This window comes from Pedobacter sp. BG31 (assembly GCF_042464845.1).
GTDB classification, from domain to species: domain Bacteria; phylum Bacteroidota; class Bacteroidia; order Sphingobacteriales; family Sphingobacteriaceae; genus Pedobacter; species Pedobacter suwonensis.
On record NZ_JBHNZK010000002.1, the window covers coordinates 464,373 to 485,023 of the forward strand.

A 20,651-nucleotide genomic window follows, 5' to 3' on the forward strand; every position below is an offset into this window, starting at 1 on the left:
GTATGATATGAATAAATTGAAACACCAAATGAATTAAGCGAAGACATGATGAGTTATATGCATCGTTAGCCTTAGCTAAAAACTAACCAATATGAAAAGAAGAACATTAATTAAAGGGATGGCCCTGAGCCTGTCATCGCTTTACCTTTCAAAAAGTTACGCCAGACACCTGATGAACGCGCCTTATGCAGCTGGTCCGTTTCAACCTACCTGGGATTCCCTGTCTCAATACAAAACGCCTGAGTGGTTTCGCGATGCCAAATTTGGCATGTGGGCACATTGGGGGCCCCAGTGTCAGCCGGAATTCGGTGATTGGTATGCCCGAGAAATGTACATGGAAGGCGGACATAAATATAAATATCACTTAGAAAAATATGGTCATCCTTCTAAATTCGGTTTTAAAGACGTAATTAATGACTGGAAGGCTGATCAATGGGATCCGGAAGAATTGGTGGGGCTGTACAAAAAGGCTGGCGCCAAATATTTTATGGCCATGGCCAATCACCACGATAACCTGGATCTGTATGATAGTACACACCAGAAATGGAATTCTGTTCGCATGGGGCCTAAAAAGGATATTATCGGTGGCTGGGCGAAGGCCGCAAAAAATCATGACCTGCGCTTCGGTGTAAGTGTGCATGCGGCGCACGCCTGGAGCTGGATGGAGACCGCCCAGCGCGCTGATAAAAATGGCCCAATGGCCGGTATTCCTTACGATGGAAAATTAACAAAAGCTGATGGTAAAGGAACCTGGTGGGAAGGAGAAGACCCTCAGGAGCTATATGCACAAAATCATCCACTCAGTAAAAATAGTGAGGATAACGGGATGATCCACAGTCAATGGGCTTGGGTAAATGGTGTTTCCCTACCTTCTAAAGCCTATTGTGAAAAATTCTACAAACGCACTATTGAACTGTTGGATAAGTATGGGCCGGACGTCATCTACTTTGATGATACGATTTTACCTCTATATCCGGTTAGTGACGCCGGACTAAGGATTGCCGCACACATGTATAATGCCAGTATCAAAAAATATGGTAAACTGGAGGCGGTATTATTCGGGAAAGTGCTTGATGAACAACAGCGTAAGTGTATGGTGTGGGATATCGAGCGTGGGCAAACCAATGAAATTGCTAAAGAGCCTTTCCAGACAGACACTTGTATTGGTTCCTGGCATTATGACCGTCCGGTTTATGATAACAACTGGTATAAAGATCCCAAAACCGTTATTCATATGTTGTTGGATGTAGTCAGTAAAAATGGTAACCTGATGCTGAATATTCCAGTAAGGGGAAATGGAACCATTGACGAAAAAGAACGCGCCATAGTGGAAGGAATAACCGATTGGATGCAACGAAACAGCGAATGTATTTATAGTACGCGACCATGGAAAATCTTCGGAGAAGGACCGGCAATTGCAAACGCAAAGCCACTAAGTGTACAGGGCTTTAACGAGGGTAGTGTAAAATTTGGGGCAAAGGATTTCCGCTTCACCACCAAAGGGAAAGATTTGTTTGCAGCCATGCTTGACTGGCCTTCTGATAGAACAGCACTTATAGAGAGCCTCGCATCAAATAAAGTCAATAAAATACAAAAGGTAAGTTTATTGGGTTATCCCGGATCAATTGAATTTGAACAGACAGGAGAGGGATTAAAAATAAAACTTCCTGAACAGGCACCAGGCTCCATTGCCTATGTGTTTAAAATTTATGGCGCTATTGTCTAAATAGGATTGTACTCGTTAAATGAGTTGGTTATCTCTCCGCCCTGGAGTGAATCAGCACCTTTTCAGTGAGGTGCGCAATAACGTTCGCGTTTTAATGATGGAAAGTGCCAAAAATATCTGGGGGCCTTATGAAGGACCACGGTATGAAATGATAAGCGGTAAAAGAAAGCTTTGTAGTAACCAGGCGAATGAAAGTGCCTGTAACTTTGTCAATGCGAACGGTAAGGCATTGAATGTGATTTTCCGGGTATACAACGATGGTATTGCCTTCCGTTATGAATTTCCAAAATGGTCAGACCAACCGGTTCATATCGAAGATGAGTATACCACCTTTAATATTCCGGCACAGACAGATCGCTGGGTACAAGCCTACGATCCGGGTTATGAAGATTTTTACCCCTATAGCAATAACGGTAAAGGAGAAAAAAGCCAGGAGTGGTCTTACCCTGCCTTGTTTAAACATCAGGAAGCACCGGTGTGGTATCTCATTTCTGAAGCTGGAAACAGCGAATTTAATGCAGCTTCCAGATTGGTGAACAACAAAGATGTTAACCGGTACAAAATCAGCTACTCGGCAGGAAGGAAAAGCTTTCCGCAACAAGGTGATATCAGCACTTTACCCTGGAAATCACAATGGCATACCGTAATGATCGGAAGCCTGGCAACTGTGGTAGAATCTACCTTGATTACTGATGTGAGTGAGCCAAGTCGTATTGCACAAAAAGGCTGGATCAAACCAGGTGCGGTAGCCTGGATTTACTGGGCTTATAACCATGGATCCAAAGACTATCAAAAAGCGGTTGAATATACCAACCTCGTCAAAACCATGAGCTGGCCTTATGTGCTGATCGACTGGGAATGGGATGTAATGGGCAATGGCGGGAAACTGGAGGATGCCGTTCATTATGCCAAATCAAAAGGCATCAAACCCTTAATCTGGTACAATTCTGGTACAACTGACTGGTCAAAGGATACACCTGTAGACCGCATGAGGACCCGGGAAAGACGCATCAAAGAATTTGAATGGTTAAATAAAATAGGGGTGTACGGAATTAAGGTAGACTTTTTTGCCGGAGACCAGCAGGATATGATGAAGTTGTATCTTGAAATTTTGAAAGATGCCGCAGATCACCATTTGATGGTTAATTTTCATGGTGCAACGATCCCACGTGGCTGGTCTAGAACCTATCCGAATTTAATGAGCGTGGAAGCCGTTTTTGGTGCTGAATGGTATAATAATGGAGATGTAATGACCAATAAGGCAGCTGTACACAATACGACCTTGCCTTTTACCAGGAACGTAATTGGACCCATGGATTATACCCCGGTTACTTTTTCTAACAGTCAGCACCCGCATATTACTTCTTATGGACATGAATTAGCACTTTCCGTTGTCTTTGAATCGGCTTTACAGCACTTTGCAGATCGACCGGAAGCTTATTATGCGTTGCCTGATGCACCAAAAAACTTTTTGAAGGCTGTGCCTACCGCCTGGGATGAAACACGTTTATTGAGTGGCTTTCCGGGGAAATATGTGGTAATGGCGAGAAGACGTGGTGCCAAATGGTACATTGGAGGACTGAATGGGCAGGAAGACGCCAAAGTATTACAGTTCAATTTAGACTTTTTGAACAAAAAGCAAGCAAACATCAACATTATCCGGGATGGCGAAAATGACAAATCTTTTAAATCACAAAACCAGTTATGGCATAAAGAACAACCAGTTAAAATTAACTGTTTGCCACGTGGTGGTTTCGTTGCGGTGGTAGAATAAAATGTTTGACTACCATTGACAGAATCCCTAAAAAGTCGTCATTGCGAAGAGGAACGACGAAGCCTGCCTGTAACAAGGCAGGCAATCTAATTCGACAGGTGAAGATTGCTTCATGCCATCGCAATAGCTAACCCTTCAGTTCGCAATGACGATCTTAGAAGAGGTTTTATTCCTATTAATGCTACGGTCATTCATATTGATTTATACCATAAATCTATCAGGACGACATTTTCTTAGCATATAACCTAGACGGATCATTTAATCTGGTCAGTTCAATATCCTTGCAGGTTGTATCTTTGCGCCTGATTATCATTTATTCTTGACAACAAAATCGACGCGACTTCCATTTCAGATATATAAATGTGTTTGCCATTTGAAGATTTCCATTGTCTATAAGTATACTTTTGGCGAAATAATAGCTATACATGTTGGTTTTTGATGTTTTATAAGTTAATTTGCTTAAACTTTCCCTAAAGCTATGAATAGCTACGAGTCTTTTTCGGATGCCCAGCTAATTTCCCATATCAAAAATGGCGATCAAGGTGCATTTACGGAAATATACCGCAGGTTCTGGGATAAGGTATTTGCCGTAGCCTACCACCGTCTGGCTAACCAGGCCGAAGCTGAAGAAGTGGTACAGGAGGTGTTTTTAAGTCTCTGGAAAAGGCGTTCAAACCTGCAGATCAAATATAGCCTGCGTACTTATTTAAGTGCAGCAACCAAATACCAGGTGATTAATAAACAAAGCAGAGGATATTTTCATGAGGCCAAGAAAAAATCACTTGAGGAGATTGCAGAAAAGGGGATAGATACTACTGAACTATGGTTTTCTGAACGGGAACTCAGACAGGAATTAGACAAGCATATTAACGGGCTTCCGCTCAAATGCCGCCTGATTTTTAAGATGAGCAGGGAAGACTACAAATCAAATGCAGCAATCGCTGAGGAATTAAATGTATCTGAAAAAACAGTCGAAGCCCACATTACCAGGGCGCTCAAAATTTTAAAGGGTAAATTAGGGGCAGGACTGCCATTGATTTTGTATCTTCTTTCCAAATAAAATTTATTTTTAAATTAATATAGGGTTAGGCCTTGTTGATGTGACTATATGTTAAATCAGCAAACAATTGGATCAACGCGACAAAACCTACTCCATACCAGAAATTGCCTTTAAGTGGCAACAAGGAACTGCTACGCCAGAAGAAAAAGCCTTCTACGAGCAATGGTATGCTTCTTTTAATGATGAAGAACTCGATCTCCGGGAAACCAACTATACCGGATTTGATGAGTTGGAAAAAAGTCTTTATGCTAAAATAGATATCGGGATTAAAGAAGAAAAAGTGAAACCCTTAAAATCAAAACTTTTTCCGATCTGGTTTGCAAGTGCAGCAGCTATACTGGTGTTCGCTATTGGTTTTTTTGCCTACCAATCCGGTTGGTTTAACATGCTGATTTCTCCTGAAAAAACTAAAAGTGAGATTTTACCCGGAACCAATACGGCTATTCTGAAACTATCTAACGGAAAGATTTTGCAGTTAAGCAATAGTAAACCCGGCTTAAAAATCGATTCTGCTGATCTCGAATATATAGATGGAAGTGGAATAGCTTTAGATAAAACGAGTGCTGTAACCAAAGAGATGGAGATTAAAACCCCAAACGGAGGCACCTACCAGGTGGAACTGCCTGATGGTACAAAAGTTTGGCTTAACGCTTCCAGCAGCATTTCGCTGCCTGCAAATTTTTCATCAAACTTCGAACGGCGTTTAAAGTTACAGGGCGAGGCCTATTTTGAAGTGGCAAAAGTAAATACAGCTGTTAATGGCATTCAAAAAAGAAGGCCTTTTATTATTACGGTTAATAACAAATCTGTTGAGGTATTGGGTACTCACTTTAATGTAAGGGCTTACAATAATGAACCATCACTTAAAACCACCCTGCTAGAGGGCAGTGTAAAAGTGGTTGATGGTAACTCCGCTAAAAAAATAGTTCCCGGCGAGCAGGCAACAGCTGTTAATGGACTTATTAATATAAATAAAGTTGATGTGGATGATGTTATCGCCTGGAAAAACGGCAATTTTCAGTTTACAAATGTGGGGATAGAAAGGATTATGCAGGATATTGCCAGGTGGTATGATGTAGAAGTAGTTTATAACGGGCCGGTAACCAAAGAAAGCTTTGGAGGGGCCATCTCCAGAAATAAACCCTTAGAGGATGTACTTTCGTCGCTTGAAGAAACCGGCGGTGTACATTTCAAAATTGAAGGAAGGAGGGTAATCGTGATGCCATAAATTTACATAGCTACGTTTCCAGAAAGAACCGGAGGTGAGATGAAGCACCCCCGGCAGTAAATTTGGAGCGGTATAAATGAAGAATATATTCAACTAAACCAAACAACCAAACAAACCAGGATACCATTGCGCCCGCATGTGGTATTCCATTCAAATGTATGAAAAAATCCATTTCATTGTACGATGGGCCATGCGCCTGTCGAACTGGGCTGAATATGGGCTTTACAGCAAAGGTAGCCATACTTTTGTTTGCCATTTTTGCCTTTCAGTTAGGTAGCAGTAAAGCACAAACTGTTACCCTGTCAAAAAGTAATGCCAAAATTGTCGATGTTTTTAAAGAGATCAGAAAACAGACCGGATACGACTTCGTATATACTTCCAGTCATATCAGCGAAACGACACCGGTAACCATAAACGTAAAAAATGCTTCTCTGGAAAGTGCATTGGCAGCGTGTTTTAAAGACCAGCCGCTAAGTTATTCCATTAAGAATAAAACGATTATTATCAAATCGAAAACCGTTACTCAAGAAATGGGACCTCCCGCATCCAGGCCAGCGGGTAAATACCGTATGGTTACGGGTAGGGTAGCAGATACCGAAAATCGCTCCCTTCCGGGTGTAACTGTATTTTCAAAAGAATTAAATGTAAAAACAGCTACAGATAAAGAGGGAAGGTATAAAATTGATGTATCTGCGCAGGAACCCGCTACTCTAATCTTCTCATTTGTAGGTATGGAAAGCAAACAGGTTTCCGTTAGCAATCAATCTGTAATAGATGTAACGCTTTCCATGGCTGCTAAAGAAATGGAAGAAATGGTGGTTACCGGTTACCAAATACTTAAAAAAGCTGATGTAGTTGGCTCTGTAGCTACCGTTCAAGCTAAGGATTTAAACCTAAACGGGATCAATACGCTAGAACAGGCTTTGCAAGGTAAACTTGCAGGGGTAGTAGTAACCAATACCAGCGGTATGGTGGGCACTAAACAAAACGTGAGAGTAAGGGGGACGTCTACTTTGGTCGGTTCGCAGGAACCTATTTGGGTAGTAGATGGTATCATTCAGGAAGATCCGCTGCCCTTTAAAGCACAAGAGTTAAATACTGCAGGAAATATCAATTCTGATAATTTCGACTATTTGAGAACCTTTGTTGGTAACTCTATCCGATGGTTGAATCCAAACGATATTCAAGACATTACCGTATTAAAGGATGCCTCAGCCACAGCAATTTATGGTGTTAGGGCCGCGAATGGTGTTATTGTAATCACTACAAAAAAAGGACAGGTTGGTCCTCCATCTATTAACTACTCTACCAATTTCAGTATTACTGATAAGGTAACCTATGAGAAACTCAATCTGATGAACTCTAAAGAGCGTGTTGCCGTTTCAAGGGAAATTTTCGAAAGAGGTTTAACCTCACCGTTTGTGAATAACAACATTGGTTACGCAGGTGCTTTAAATGAATATCTTTACCTAAAAACCATTACGGAAGATGAGTTTAATACAAGGGTGGCAGCCATGGAAACGGCGAATACCAACTGGTTTGACATTTTGTTCCGGGCCCCGGTTAGTACCAATCATAACTTAGGTATTTCTGGCGGTAATTCTAATACCAGATACTATTCTTCATTTGGCTATAACACAAATAATGGTACAGCTATAGGTAACGACACTAAGGGCATTACTGGTAGCTTGGCCATGAGTTCTCAGGTCTTCAAAAATCTGTCGCTAAGTATCCGTTTGGCAGCGTCAAAAAATACCACCAATGGCTTTTACCAGGTAAGTCCTTATGATTATGCTACTAAAGTGAACAGAGCAATCGCAGCTTATAACCCTGATGGCGAATTGAGTTTTTACCGCAACTCATCCGGTTATATGTTCAATATCATCAATGAGATAAATGAAACCGGAAACGTTAACAATGTTTTAACTACCAACGGAAGTATGGATGTGAATTATCAAATTTCCAATAATTTTCGTTTCCAAACGCTTTTTAGCTACAATTCATCTGCCACCAATGGTTCAACATATGCCACTGAAAAAACAGAATATGTATCCAGGACATTAAGGTTTGCAGAATATGGTATTTCACCTTCAGATCCGGCCTACATTAATTCCAAATTGCCTGTAGGTGGAGAGTTTAACGAGGTAACCAGTACCAATAGAACTTTCGGCTGGCGTAACAACTTGTCATTTAACAAAACTTTCGGTCGAAAACATACGGTTGGAGCAATGTTTGGTATAGAAACCAACAGTACAAATTACGAAGGCTATCAAGCTACCGCTTATGGTTATCTACGTGATAGAGGAAAGTCATTCGCGACGCTGCCGTTAACGGTAACTTCTGCAAAAACAGTAAATTCTTTGTTAGTCTCTATTCCTCGTATCACTGATAGGAGGGTAAATACCATGGGCCTTTACCTAACTTCTTCATATTCTTATGCCAGCCGATATGTATTTAACTTTAGTGTAAGAAATGACAGATCTAACCGCTTCGGTCAATTCACCAATGAGAAATTTAATCCCGTTTGGGCTGGTGGTTTCCGTTGGAATATTGCTAACGAAAAATGGTTTGAAAGCAGTAACTGGTTAAATGGTTTAGCTTTACGCAGTTCTTTCGGTTACCAACGTAACATCGCAGCCAATATAAGTCCTGATTTAATCATCAAACTTCCTACAGGCCAGGCAGCTAATTCAACCGATGCCTTAACTGGAGAGTCACTACTTACCATAGGCAACTTACCTTACGGCGATTTAAGATGGGAACAAACAACCAGTTTAAACTTAGGATTAGATTGGAATCTATTTCAAAATAAAGTAAACGGATCAATAGAATATTATACGAAGAGAGGTAGAGATTTGATCACTACGCTACCGGTGCCTTTGGAATACGGCGTACCTAACATGTACGTAAATGGCGGTTCAATGAAAAATGAGGGCTATGAAGTGAGTGCTAATTTTGTACCGGTACGCACTAGAAACTTTACCTGGTCGGTAAGTTTAAATACATCTAAAAATCGTAACCTCGTTACCAAAACCGGTGCACAAGTGGTAAGCTGGCGTACAGCTGCTTCTGGTCAGCTCAACGTAGAAGGACAACCGGTTTCAGCATTTTATGCATTTAAATACACGGGTATTAATCCGGCTAATGGCGAGCCAACTTTTGATTTAAGTGTTGCACCAGGTGCTGATCCTAAAAGCCCTACGTCATTTATGCAATACATGGGTAAGCTTGATCCTGATTTTACCTCTGGTTTAGGAATGAATTTTAGGTACAAAATGTTAAGCTTCAGTAGTTCCTTTTATTTACAGGTAGGCGGAAAGAGATTTTTAGCGCCTTTGTACAATTACGCGTCTAACAATAGCGGATTGCCTACTGAATATGAAAATCTATCGAGACTAATATTAGATAGGTGGACGCCATCTAATACAGGTGCGTCAATTCCAGCCTTGCCTAATGGTAGCCTGCCTGGTGTTGCCTTACCAAATAACGATCAGACTTATAAAAACCTCTACATGTTCTACAACTATAGTACTGATAGGGTAGTTAGTGCGACCAGTTTTCGCTGTAATAACATCAACGTAAGTTATACTTTACCAGAATCGGTAGTTAAAAAAATAAAGTGTAAAAATGTGTCGTTGGGTGGGGGCGTATCTAATCCTTTTGTAATCAATAGTCATGATTTTAACGGAGTTGATCCAGAAGTGGCCTACGGCGGGCAACCGCGTACCAGAACCTATACTTTAAACCTAAACCTAAGCTTTTAAGTGATGAAAAAAATATTTTTATGCAGCCTGGTGCTGATCATGACACTCTCCATTTCCTGCAAAAAGTTTTTAGAGGAATATAGTCAGGAGGAGATGCGCCCAGGATCAACGGGTGATTTAACTTCACTGATGAACGGTGATGCTTATCCCAATGGCGTATCTATAGAGACTTTTGATGTACTAACGGATGACATCCAAAATAATCCCTTAATACAGGTAAACGGCGCACCTATACCTACTTATCTGGCGAGCTTGCAGGCAGGTACGCCTATGTTCACTTTTAATCCAACTATGTTTGATCAAAATAACACCATCAGTACATCTGCTAATGTATACGCCAGACTTTACACTAAAATTAAAGGATGTAATGTAATTATTGATTATTTGGATAATGTATCGGGTACGGCAAAGGATAAAAATGCCATTTTAGGCCAGTGCCTATTTTTAAGGGCTTACTACTATTTAAGATTGGTTACACTTTATGGTCAAATGTACAATGGTGCAGGTGTAAATCCTGAAACCGCATTGGGTGTACCATTGGTACTTAGTAGTCAGGTTAAAGATGGTGGTTTGCCTCGTAATTCACTCAAAGAAGTTTACGATCAGGTTGAAAAAGATTTACTACGGGCTGAGCCGCTACTGAGAGCTAACTTTACACCGACTAACGTTTTTAGAGTAAGTGCCGATTTATGTAATGCCTTGCTATCTCGTTTTTATCTATATAAAGGTAGGAACGAAGATATGGACAAAACCATCCAGTATGCTACCGCAACTTTGCAAAACAAATTTATCCTTACTTCTTTAGCTGGCTTTGTAGGAAGCAATAATGCAATTTCTCCAAATGGCATTTATAATGCAGCTAGTCCCGAAGTGCTCTGGATTTATTCGGGCTCTTATTCTGATATCAATACCGTTAACTTCGATAATAGGTCATTGCCTCCGTTTACCGTATCGGCAGATTTAAGTAACCAGTACGATAAAGGTACCGGAACTTCTAATTACGGCGATTTGCGTTATCAGTATTATTTCCAGTCGTTCACCACAGCTAGTGGCACTAAGTTTCCATATCGCACAGCAAAAAATACGTTAAACGCAACTTATGGCACTAAAGGATTTAGGGTGGCTGAATTATATCTTAACCGTGCCGAAGCCTATGCCCGTAGATTTCTTGTTAGCGGAAACACCGCCGATAGAACAGCTGCTCTGGCCGATTTGAACGCCTTAAGACAAAGTAGGTACGATACTAGAAATACAGTTTATACGCCTGTAAATATTACCGATGCACAAGCACTTTATACGTTCTGTAAAGAGGAACGTAGAAGAGAGTTGGCTTTGGAAGACTGCCACCGTTTTATTGATTTAAAAAGATGGGGTATGGGCGTTACTCACATTTATACCGGACCAGATAATGTAACCAGCACGTTTACGTTGCCACCAAATAGTCCGCTATTTGCTTTGCCGATCCCTTATGATGTAATGCTGGCCAACACCGGACTTATTCAAAATCCTAGATAAATTATTCTTATTAAACCTTTAAAATCATGAAAATTTATTCTAAACTCATCATACTATTAGCAGCTATGGCTATCATTAGTTCATGTGCTAAAAAGGAAGAAACACTTACCCCTTCCAATATCAATTTAACTTATAAGCTGCCACAGGGAAATAATGGCTTTGACCAAACTATTGTAAATTATTACAAAACTTACGGTAGCTATATGTTGTATCAATTTACAGAACGTGATGCTTACTGGACTCCAACAGGTTGGAAACGACCAGTTTTGAATGATGTCGCAGGAAATTGGTCGGGAATTGATGTGGCACCTGCTGAAACCAGTGCTGTTGAAGCTCAGGTTGAGCTCATTAATAAAAGCCTGTTTACACTTTATCCGGCGGCTTTCTTAAAAAAGTATTTGCCCGCAAAGTTATTGCTGTGCAATAAGGTAGATTCTATCTACACTACTGGAGTTTTTACACCAACGTATGTTACCACTAAAAACATCAAAAAGATTCCCGCATTTTATAGTTATGATAACATCTATATCAATTACGGAAATAGTACAGTTGCACAATTAACTGCGGCTGAGAAATTGGCTTTTTTAGCCAGATTAAATCAGGTGTTTTTCCAGAGCATTAATGAGAGAGGGATGATATTGCCATCTGTGGACTTTATGAACTCCGCTGATTACGCTTCAACCAACTCAACACAAGCGGTAGCGTACAGCAAAGGTTTAATTGCCAATTCTAACAATACCATCACACCAACTGCAGATTGGAATGCTTATGTGATGGCGATGGTTACACTTTCTGAAGCAGATCTTAATCGTTCTGTAGTTAATACTGACAAAAGTGCCGCAGGTATTTTAAACGTAACTAAAGACAGTAATGGTATCATTAAAAAACGCTATGCTATAGTTCGTAACTACTTTATTAACAATTTTCAGGTTGATCTTCAGGCTATCGGAAATAAAGCCAGAGGCTTGTAGAAATTGGTCAATTTATCTTTTCACTTAAGTATTGCCTGTAACACACAGCAGGCAATACTTTTTAACACTAATGAATGAAACTACTAAAAAAGTTGTTGTTGCTGGGCGGCCTTTGCTTAAGTACCAGTTTAATGGCACAAAAGGCGTCCCAATCGCCACCTGCTATCAGCACATTTATCAAGCAGAATGCAATATCCTACAAAGGTGTGTTCAACGTTTATCAGCAGGATGATAAGTATTACCTGGAGTTACAGGATTCGCTGTTAAACCGTGATATCCTGGCCATGATTGTCATCAACAAAGGTTCAGCGCAGGTCGCAAGAGATGCAAGAAAGCGTTTTGGCTTTGCCGGAGATGTGGTCCACGAAGCAGTTTTTAAATTCAACAGAAACAAAAAAGGTGCAATCAACATGGAACAGTCGCAGTTCTATAATGCGCCCAAAGCCAATAGCATTTTCTATAATGCCCTTACTCACAGGCCATCGCCAATTATCATGTCTTTTACACCGGTCGCCAAAGATGCAGGTGCGGTACTGATCGATATTACGCCGGCAATCAATGCAGATATGCCCATATTATCCCTAAGTGGCGCAAAAGAAGAATTAGGCCTGGGCGCTTATCAGGCTAATTTATCAAGGCTAACCGAAATTTCAGCCTACAAAAACAACATGGTGTTCCGTTCATTGCGCAATTATTCGCCCGGGGCGCTAGCCCAAAAGCCCAATTCAGGCGAAGCACCTGTTGAACCTCAGCAGCCACAGGAAAGCCAGAACGCTCCTCAAAATGGGCCAACAGCATGGGAAGTTGGTGCAAGCTGGTATTTGTTGCCGGCCATACCCATGCGACAGCGCTTTGCCGATAAAAGGGTCGGTTATTTTGCACGTGGATTGAATGATTATTCCAGCAATCCCCTTAAACTGGAGGAACGTGGCCTGGCCACCCGTTGGAAAATAGAGCCTAAACCACAGGATGTAGAAAAATACAAACGTGGCGAACTGGTTGAACCTGCACAACCCATTGTTTTTTATGTTGACAGGAATACGCCGGAGTATTTGCAGCCGTATTTTATCGCCGGAGTGGATGCCTGGCAAAAGGTTTTTGAGAAAATAGGGTTTAAAAATGCCATTGTGGCCAAAATGGCACCTACGGCAGCAGAAGATCCTGATTTCTCTATGGATAATATCAATTATTCTGTGATTTCTTACAAACCTTCCACCACTGCAAATGCTTATGGTCCCATGGTGATTGATCCGCGTTCTGGTCAGATTCTGAGTTCGCACGTCGCCGTTTTTCACAACATTACCGATTTAATGCAGCGCTGGTACTTCGTCATGTGTTCAGCAATGGATCAGAGAGGCCGTAAGCTGCCCCTGGCGAAAGATATTATGGGCCGGATGTTACAAACTGTAATTACACACGAAGTGGGGCATACCTTGGGCCTGCGTCACGATTTTGCAGGCAGCCACAGTTATAGCGTAGATAGTGTTCGTAAACGAGATTATGTAGCTAAAAATGGTTTTGGTGCTTCTATTATGGATTACCTCAGGTTTAACTATGTAGTGCAGCCTGAAGATGGTTTTACCCCGGAAGAACTTCATCCGAAAATCGGTGTATATGATGAGTTTGCGATTGAATGGGGATACAAATATTTTCCTGAACTGAACAATGCCTACAAAGAGGGTGAATTTTTGAAAAACTGGGTGACGGAGAAACGTAAAGATGTGCGGTTGTTTTATTTTTCTGAAGGCGATTTTTCCGACCCCCGCGTACAATCAGAAGATATGGGCAGCAATGCCATGCAAGCCGGTGCTTTAGGTATTAAAAACCTTAAATACATCATGAATAACATGGAAAACTGGCTGGAGAAAGATGACGATGAAAATTACAGCATGATGAGAAGGATGCATGCTTCCGTTGCAAGCCGTTATAATGAATATCTGGCACATGTAGTTAAAAATATAGGCGGTAGATATGGTGATCAGGCACTTAAGGCAGAAGACAAGCCCAATTTTGTTCCGGTAGGCCGTGCCACGCAAAAAGAGGCCATGGCCTTCATCAATACGTATTATTTTCAGGAACCGGTTTGGCTGTTTCCTAAAAATATAACCGATAAAACCAGGTTTGTATTTGCCGGTGAAGTACAAGCTGATTATGAAGCTTTTTTAGGAAAAGTTTTTTATAAATTTTCTGCCATCTCGAAGAACGAGCGCATTACAGGGCAAACCCCTTACACGCTTAACGAATTTTTTGATGACCTGTACCAGGGCATTTTTGGTGATGTAAATTCGGTAGCGCCTATTTCCGATTACCGCAGAATGCTTCAGCGGAATTACATTAACAAGCTTTTGGGTTCAATATATAATCCGGCAAGTTTTGGGAATAATGAAGCTATTTTAATGAAACTGCAACTGGAGAAGATTAAAAAAGCCTGTGATGCCGCTCAACAGCTCAAAACCGATTACCTGTCAAAAGATCATTTGAGAGCCATTTCAGAATTGATAAAGCAATGGCAGGAGAGCAAGCCCGCAAGCTAGTACAGCGTGAACATAAATAAACAGATGGAGCCGTCAATGATTTTTAAAAAAAATATTGATCATGATGGCTTAATCATCATTAAAAGCAGAACGATACGGATGAAAAAAATATTAACAATGGTGTTGCTGGCTTTAGCCATTACCTCTACAGTGGTAGCCCAGCAGCCAAAACAAAGTGCTTCTTTAAATTTCGAAAAGTTTATTAAAGATAAAAAACAGCTGGTAGGAGGTACATTTCCCGTTTACCAGGCTGATGAAAAATATTACCTGCAGATTGGGCCAAACCAATTGAATAAAGATATTCTGGTGGCAGGAGATATCCGTTTTGGTGCTTCTGCAATCTCTAAATCGTCAGGTATACTTAGGTTTGTGAAAGGCCCGGGCGAAAACCTGTATGTCACCAGAAATAATTATAGCGAACAGGCCGTTAACAACGCACCTATGTCACAATTATTGAGTGGCTCAACCCTTGAACCCATTAGCTTTACATTTAAAATAGAGGCTTCAGGTAAAGATACTGGTAGTGTGATTATCGATATCACCAGGCAACTAATCGAGGGCGGTGAACTTTTTTCTTTTAAGAACTACAATCTTATGGCCAACCCAGATCCAAGCAGATCGGGGGTAGAACAAGTTGAAGCAGTTAAAAACGGTGTTTTTTTTAATGTGGTCAGAACCCAGAATAATCCCGGACGTGATTATAATGGCAAAAGTATAGAGCAAGCTAATACCATGCAGTTCGGTTTGTTATTACAGCAGCTTTCTGAAGCGCAGATGCCCATCAAACTTGCTGATAAACGCATTGGTTTTGATACCCGCCAGTTTACTGATTTTGGGTTGGCTGGTTACGCAGCTAAAAAAAATACGGTAATTAAAAAGTGGAACTTACTGGTAAAACCAAAGGATGTTGCCAGCTACAAGGCGGGTAATCTGGTAGAGCCTCAGCAGCCTATTCTGGTTTATATCCATGCGTCAGTACCCCAGTTTTTTATCAACGCCGTTAAAGATGGTGTTATAGCCTGGAACAAGTGCTTTGAAAGTGCCGGATTTAAAAACGCAATCAAAGTTGTTTTACCCGAAAACGGTAAACCGGTAGCCATGGAAGAAGGTAGCGTATTGATGGCCTGGGCAGGGGTTTCTTCGAAAGCAGTGGTAGATCTGATAGAAGACCCCCGAACTGCCGAAATTAAAACTGCAAAGGTAACATTCAGCGATTTAATGATTGACGACCTGTTGCAAAAGTATTTTGTACAATGCGGGGCTTACGATCCGCGGATCCAAAAAGATGCAGCCTCGCCCGCAGTACGCCAGGATATCCTGAAGTTTAAAGTTGGCCAGGCCATGGCTGAAGTGCTGGGCATGCTTCCAAACTATGCGGCAAGTGCCGCTTATACCGTACAGCAACTCAGCGACCCCAAATTTGTAAGCCAACATGGATTTACCTCTTCAATTACCGATCAGTTAGAGTTTAACTATTTAATGTTACCTGCTTCAAAGACATTTGACAGCAAACTGTTTTTACCGCATATAGGCGCCTATGATCACCTGGCCATCAACTGGGCGTACCGTCAGTTTCAGGATGGCAACAATGGCGCCTCATTTTTAAAGGAAGGCAAAATAAACCCTGCGCTTTATTACTCGGCCGAAGACAAGAACAACCCTTATGCGCAGGCTAAAGATTTATCTTCGCAAAATATAGAAGCCGCGCAGATTGGAATCAATCGACTGAAAGCTTTCTACCCGAAACTGGAAGGTATTGCATCTAAAATGAATGATGATACCTGGGATACCTACATGTTGCTCGCCGCCAATTTTATCATGTCGTACGACCAGTATGCTACCAGTGTTTTGCCTAATATAGGTGGTAAACAGCGTTTTGCGGTGATGAAAGGTTATAACAGTATACCATCCGTTTATGTGTCAAAGGCAAGGCAACTGGCCACCTTCGAATTTCTATACCAAAATGTATTAAAACAAGTACCGGCATGGACCAGAAATGATAGGGCACAATCCATGGATGGCTCCAATACCGAAACACTGGTTTCAAAAACTTCAAACAAGATCGTTAATTACCTCACCACTGCCGATCTGCTCAGAAATCTTTTGGAAGCCGAAAATTCAGGAGAAAAAAATGTTTTTGGCACAAAAGATCTGTTTAATCAGGTAGATCATTATATCTTTTTAGATTTTAACCCAGATACAGCGTTAAGCACTTATCAGCGCAATATTCAGTATAACTATCTTAAAAACCTGCTGACTTTAATTTCAAAAAACAAAATCGATGCTGGTTTAAGTGATATCAGTATTGTTTTAAATGCTTACCGCACCTCATTAAATAAACACATTAACCAGGTAGCCAATACCCACAAAGACCCTTTAACAAAAGAGCATTTTCAATTAATGAAGATGTTAATGAATAACGAACCTAATGCCAGATAATATGAGAAGAATCGTTTTTGCAGTAACCATGCTTTTTTTAAGCCTGGCTGTAAGCGCCCAGAAAAAAGAAATCCATTTCGAAAAGCTAAGCCTGAAAGAAGCTTTGGCGAAGGCCAAAATTGAAAATAAATCTGTTTTTGTAGATTGTTTTACCACGTGGTGCATTCCCTGCAAGCAAATGGAGGCCAATGTATTTACACAGGATAGTGTTGCCGATTTTTACAATAAAAACTTTATCAACATCAAAGTGGATATGGAAAAAGGCGAGGGGCCATCGGTTAAAAAAATGTATACCATTGAAGCTTATCCCTCTTACCTGGTATTAGATGCCGACGGAAAAATCAGGAATAAGTTTGTAGGCGGTATGTCCGCGAAAGATTTCATCGCCAATGCCAGCAAAGGATTAACGGCAAATAATGATGAAGCCAACCTCAATACCCGTTATGAGCATGGCGATCGTACGCCCGGGTTAATGAGGGCTTACATCAGGCAAAAGATTAAGGTGATGGAAAAATCAAGGGCAAAGGAACTGAATAACGAGTTAATGGACAGTTTAACACCAGAGCAAAAAGCCAGCCCAGAAAATTGGTTTTTATTTGGCGAAAACCGCTATACCATGTACCTGTCTGATTTCTCAAGCCCTAACTTCGAATATCTGGCCGAACATTGGAAAGATTTTGTGGCAAAAAATACAAAGGATACAGTTGATAAAAAGCTTTCATCTGTATACAGACAAATTGCATCGTGGACCTTAAATGGTTTTTATGCAAAAGTAAAGCCTTTTAACAAGAAGGATTACGAACGTTACAAAACGCAAATCCGCAATACCGAAATGCCTGATAAAAAACAGTTGTTGGTGATGATGGATATTGCCATTGCAGCCGGAGAGAAAAACATTGAGGAAGTTACCGACTTGTTTTTGAAAAATTTAGGTTCTTTCTCTGAAGCCAACCGCCATATCTTATTTGACTATGTTACGTTTGCCAGAACTATCAAAGGTTATACATTTCCGAAGATAGCCGGGCTTTCAGATGAAATCACCAGAACTTCAGGTAATCCTTACCTGGTAAGTTTATTTAAGTCTATGAAAGAGAGATATGTGCAAAAAGCCAATTAGTTTAATTTTATTATGGTTGGTTTGCAGTGTAGCGGCTGTTGCACAGCAAGCCAATTATAAAGCTGCTCAAAAATTTGATGCGCCAAATTTAAGTAAGCTGATTGGTACCACAAAGGTGATTCCATTTTTTCTTAAAAACGGCAGGTATTTTTGGTTTATCGCTGATGAACCTATTTTAAATGGCAAACAACCGGATTGGTCAGGCGATTCTCTTGTTGCGCCCGCTAAAAAGAATACGCATTACATTGTAAATTTAGCTACAGGAAAAAAGCAGAGCTTATTTGATAAACCCGAAATACTGAGACAATTAAAAGTGCTCACCGGGCAAATGGTTGAAGAAAAGGACGTGATGTATTGGGCAAATTTTTCAGACGATGAGAAAAGTGTTATTATAAAATATGGCGCAAAAACTTACGACTATAACTACGAAACTAAAAAAATAACCTTAAAGGTTAACAAAGCACCATTAACAAAAACAGTCAGTTTTGGTGTCTCTGCAGATGGTAAGTGGACGCTTTACAGCAAAGCACATAATTTGTACATTGCTGCAACTGCCGACAAGAAAAATGAACGTCAGCTGAGTTTTGATGCTGAACCTTATTTCTCGTTTTGTGTTGATCAAAAAGGTACGTACACTACTGATAAAACTTATCCTTCTAATGCAAAATGGTTAGGTGCCAGATATTTTTATGCCTTAAGGGTAGATACGAGGAAAGTGGCTACGCTAGCTGTAGTCAGCTCGGCGATCACACCAAGACCAAGGGTATCAACCTATAAATATGAATTACCGGGCGATAAGGACGTAGCGCAGTATGAGCTTTATATCGGCAATGCCGAAAGCGGTTCTTTCAAAAAAGTAGACCTGAAACGCTGGCCAGATCAGCAATTGGAAGTAATCGAAGCTCAGGGAAATACAAAGGAAGTTTTCGTCATCAGACGTAAACGAAGCAGGGATGAAATGGAACTTTGTGCGGTAGACCTGGCTACGGGGAGTGTTCGTTCCATTATACAGGAAACCAGCAAACCCTTTATTAACGAAGATTTTTTCGATGTTTCATTTATAAAAGGAGGAAAGGAAATTATCTGGTGGAGCGACAGAACAGGTTGGGGCCAATACTACCGCTACAACAGTGAGGGCCATTTACTCAACCGTATTACCAAAGGCAATTTTACGGCCGGAAAAATCATGTCTGTCGATACCGTTAAAGGCGATATCTATCTCTATGGTTATGGTAAGGAGCGTAACATCAACCCCTACTATGCCATGTTATACAAGGTGGCTTTAAACGGTAAAAACGAGCAGTTGCTTACCCCTGAAAACGCCACCCATCAGGTTTATATCTCACCAGACCGAAAATATTTTGTAGATAACTATTCACGTATAAATCTGGCGCCGGTAACGGTGCTGCGTAAAATTGACGGCAAAACCATTTCCGAAGTATTAAGGCCAAATGTAAGTAATCTATATGCTTATGGTTGGAAAAATGCCGAACCCTTTACCGTAAAAGCCAAAGATGGCGTAACCGATTTGTATGGACTGATCTGGAAACCATTCGATTTTGATCCGGCTAAAAAATATCCTGTAATATCTCAGGTTTATCCGGGTCCTCAGATCGAAACCGTTTGGAACGATTTTACTGTGCTTGATAAATATAACAATGCCGCTCTGGCGCAAATAGGATTTATTGTGGTAGCAGTTGGGCATAGGGGAGGCTCGCCCATACGTAATGCCGAATATTACAAATATGGCTACGGAAACCTTCGTGATTACGCAATTGACGATGATAAATATGCCCTGGAGCAATTGGCCAAACAACATCCCTTTATGGATCTAGACAGAGTAGGAATCTTCGGCCATTCCGGAGGAGGTATGATGACTGTTGCTGCTATGGGCAAATATCCTGATTTTTATCAGGTAGGCGTAGCGTCATCGGGTAACCACGACAATAGAATTTATAACCGAACCTGGGGCGAAACTTATCAGGGACTGGAAAATAAAATGCCTTTAAATGAGGATTTAGCCAAAAAAATAAAGGGTCATTTAATGCTGGTAACCGGCGAGGTTGACGAAAATGTAAATCCGGCAAATACCTACAGAATGGTAGATGCGCTAATCAAAGCAGACAAAGATTTTGATTTAATGGTGCTGCCCGGACAGGATCATCACTATGAAGGCGCTGCGAAGCTTTATTTCGAGAAACGAATGAGGGCTTATTTCGCAAAATATTTTATTGAACAAAACATTTCTGCAGATAGAAAATAGATATAGCAATAGGTTGCTAATTTTTAGTTAATGATGAGCGGAGCTGGTTGGATAACCGCTCCGTTTTTTAGCTTAACATATAATTACTTGAGTTTGATAATTAATTCTTAGGTAATCGTCATGCTGAATTTATTTCACTGTTGTCCGGAGAAAATATTTTTTGCTTATAAAAAAGGGCAGCGATAAAAGCTACCCTTTGTGCTGTTATATTTGAGTTACCACACCTAAATACAACATGGGCAAAAATACATTTTTTACCG

11 protein-coding genes are annotated in these 20,651 nt (G+C 40.8%); all 11 read left to right on the forward strand.

Going from position 1 to position 20,651, the window contains the following annotated elements; genetic code table 11:
* Window positions 1-91 precede the first annotated feature (91 nt).
* The 11 genes from ACFE6N_RS05135 to ACFE6N_RS05185 all read left to right on the forward strand — a co-directional run bounded on the left by ACFE6N_RS05135 (window position 92) and on the right by ACFE6N_RS05185 (window position 20,391).
* Entirely contained in the window at window positions 92-1,726 is a 1,635-nt protein-coding gene (locus tag ACFE6N_RS05135; RefSeq protein ID WP_378934452.1) for an alpha-L-fucosidase, read from the forward strand.
* A 19-nt stretch (window positions 1,727-1,745) separates the two neighbouring features.
* On the forward strand, window positions 1,746-3,500 hold the full coding sequence (locus ACFE6N_RS05140; protein WP_378934454.1) for a glycoside hydrolase family 97 catalytic domain-containing protein: 1,755 nt from the start codon (window positions 1,746-1,748) through the stop codon (window positions 3,498-3,500).
* Between the two features lie 478 nt (window positions 3,501-3,978).
* On the forward strand, window positions 3,979-4,560 hold the full coding sequence (locus ACFE6N_RS05145; RefSeq protein WP_378934456.1) for an RNA polymerase sigma factor: 582 nt from the start codon (window positions 3,979-3,981) through the stop codon (window positions 4,558-4,560).
* Between the two features lie 67 nt (window positions 4,561-4,627).
* Window positions 4,628-5,788, forward strand: coding sequence for a FecR family protein (locus ACFE6N_RS05150; RefSeq protein ID WP_378934458.1), 1,161 nt, complete (start codon window positions 4,628-4,630; stop codon window positions 5,786-5,788).
* Window positions 5,789-5,946: 158 nt separating this feature from the next.
* The gene (locus ACFE6N_RS05155) at window positions 5,947-9,552 is read left to right on the forward strand and encodes a SusC/RagA family TonB-linked outer membrane protein (RefSeq protein WP_378934460.1); all 3,606 of its coding nucleotides are present in this window, start codon (window positions 5,947-5,949) and stop codon (window positions 9,550-9,552) included.
* A 3-nt stretch (window positions 9,553-9,555) separates the two neighbouring features.
* Window positions 9,556-11,067, forward strand: coding sequence for a RagB/SusD family nutrient uptake outer membrane protein (locus ACFE6N_RS05160; protein ID WP_378934462.1), 1,512 nt, complete (start codon window positions 9,556-9,558; stop codon window positions 11,065-11,067).
* Window positions 11,068-11,093: 26 nt separating this feature from the next.
* Window positions 11,094-12,038 (forward strand): hypothetical protein, encoded by a 945-nt coding sequence (locus tag ACFE6N_RS05165; protein ID WP_378934464.1) that lies wholly within the window; start codon window positions 11,094-11,096, stop codon window positions 12,036-12,038.
* Between the two features lie 74 nt (window positions 12,039-12,112).
* On the forward strand, window positions 12,113-14,572 hold the full coding sequence (locus ACFE6N_RS05170; protein WP_378934466.1) for a zinc-dependent metalloprotease: 2,460 nt from the start codon (window positions 12,113-12,115) through the stop codon (window positions 14,570-14,572).
* A 99-nt stretch (window positions 14,573-14,671) separates the two neighbouring features.
* Window positions 14,672-17,011: a zinc-dependent metalloprotease gene (locus tag ACFE6N_RS05175; RefSeq protein WP_378934468.1), complete on the forward strand. Its 2,340-nt coding sequence runs from the start codon at window positions 14,672-14,674 to the stop codon at window positions 17,009-17,011.
* Window position 17,012: 1 nt separating this feature from the next.
* Window positions 17,013-18,128: a thioredoxin family protein gene (locus ACFE6N_RS05180; protein WP_378934470.1), complete on the forward strand. Its 1,116-nt coding sequence runs from the start codon at window positions 17,013-17,015 to the stop codon at window positions 18,126-18,128.
* Window positions 18,109-20,391: a prolyl oligopeptidase family serine peptidase gene (locus ACFE6N_RS05185; RefSeq protein WP_378934472.1), complete on the forward strand. Its 2,283-nt coding sequence runs from the start codon at window positions 18,109-18,111 to the stop codon at window positions 20,389-20,391. The genes ACFE6N_RS05180 and ACFE6N_RS05185 overlap by 20 nt, the downstream gene beginning before the upstream one ends.
* Window positions 20,392-20,651: the final 260 nt, after the last annotated feature.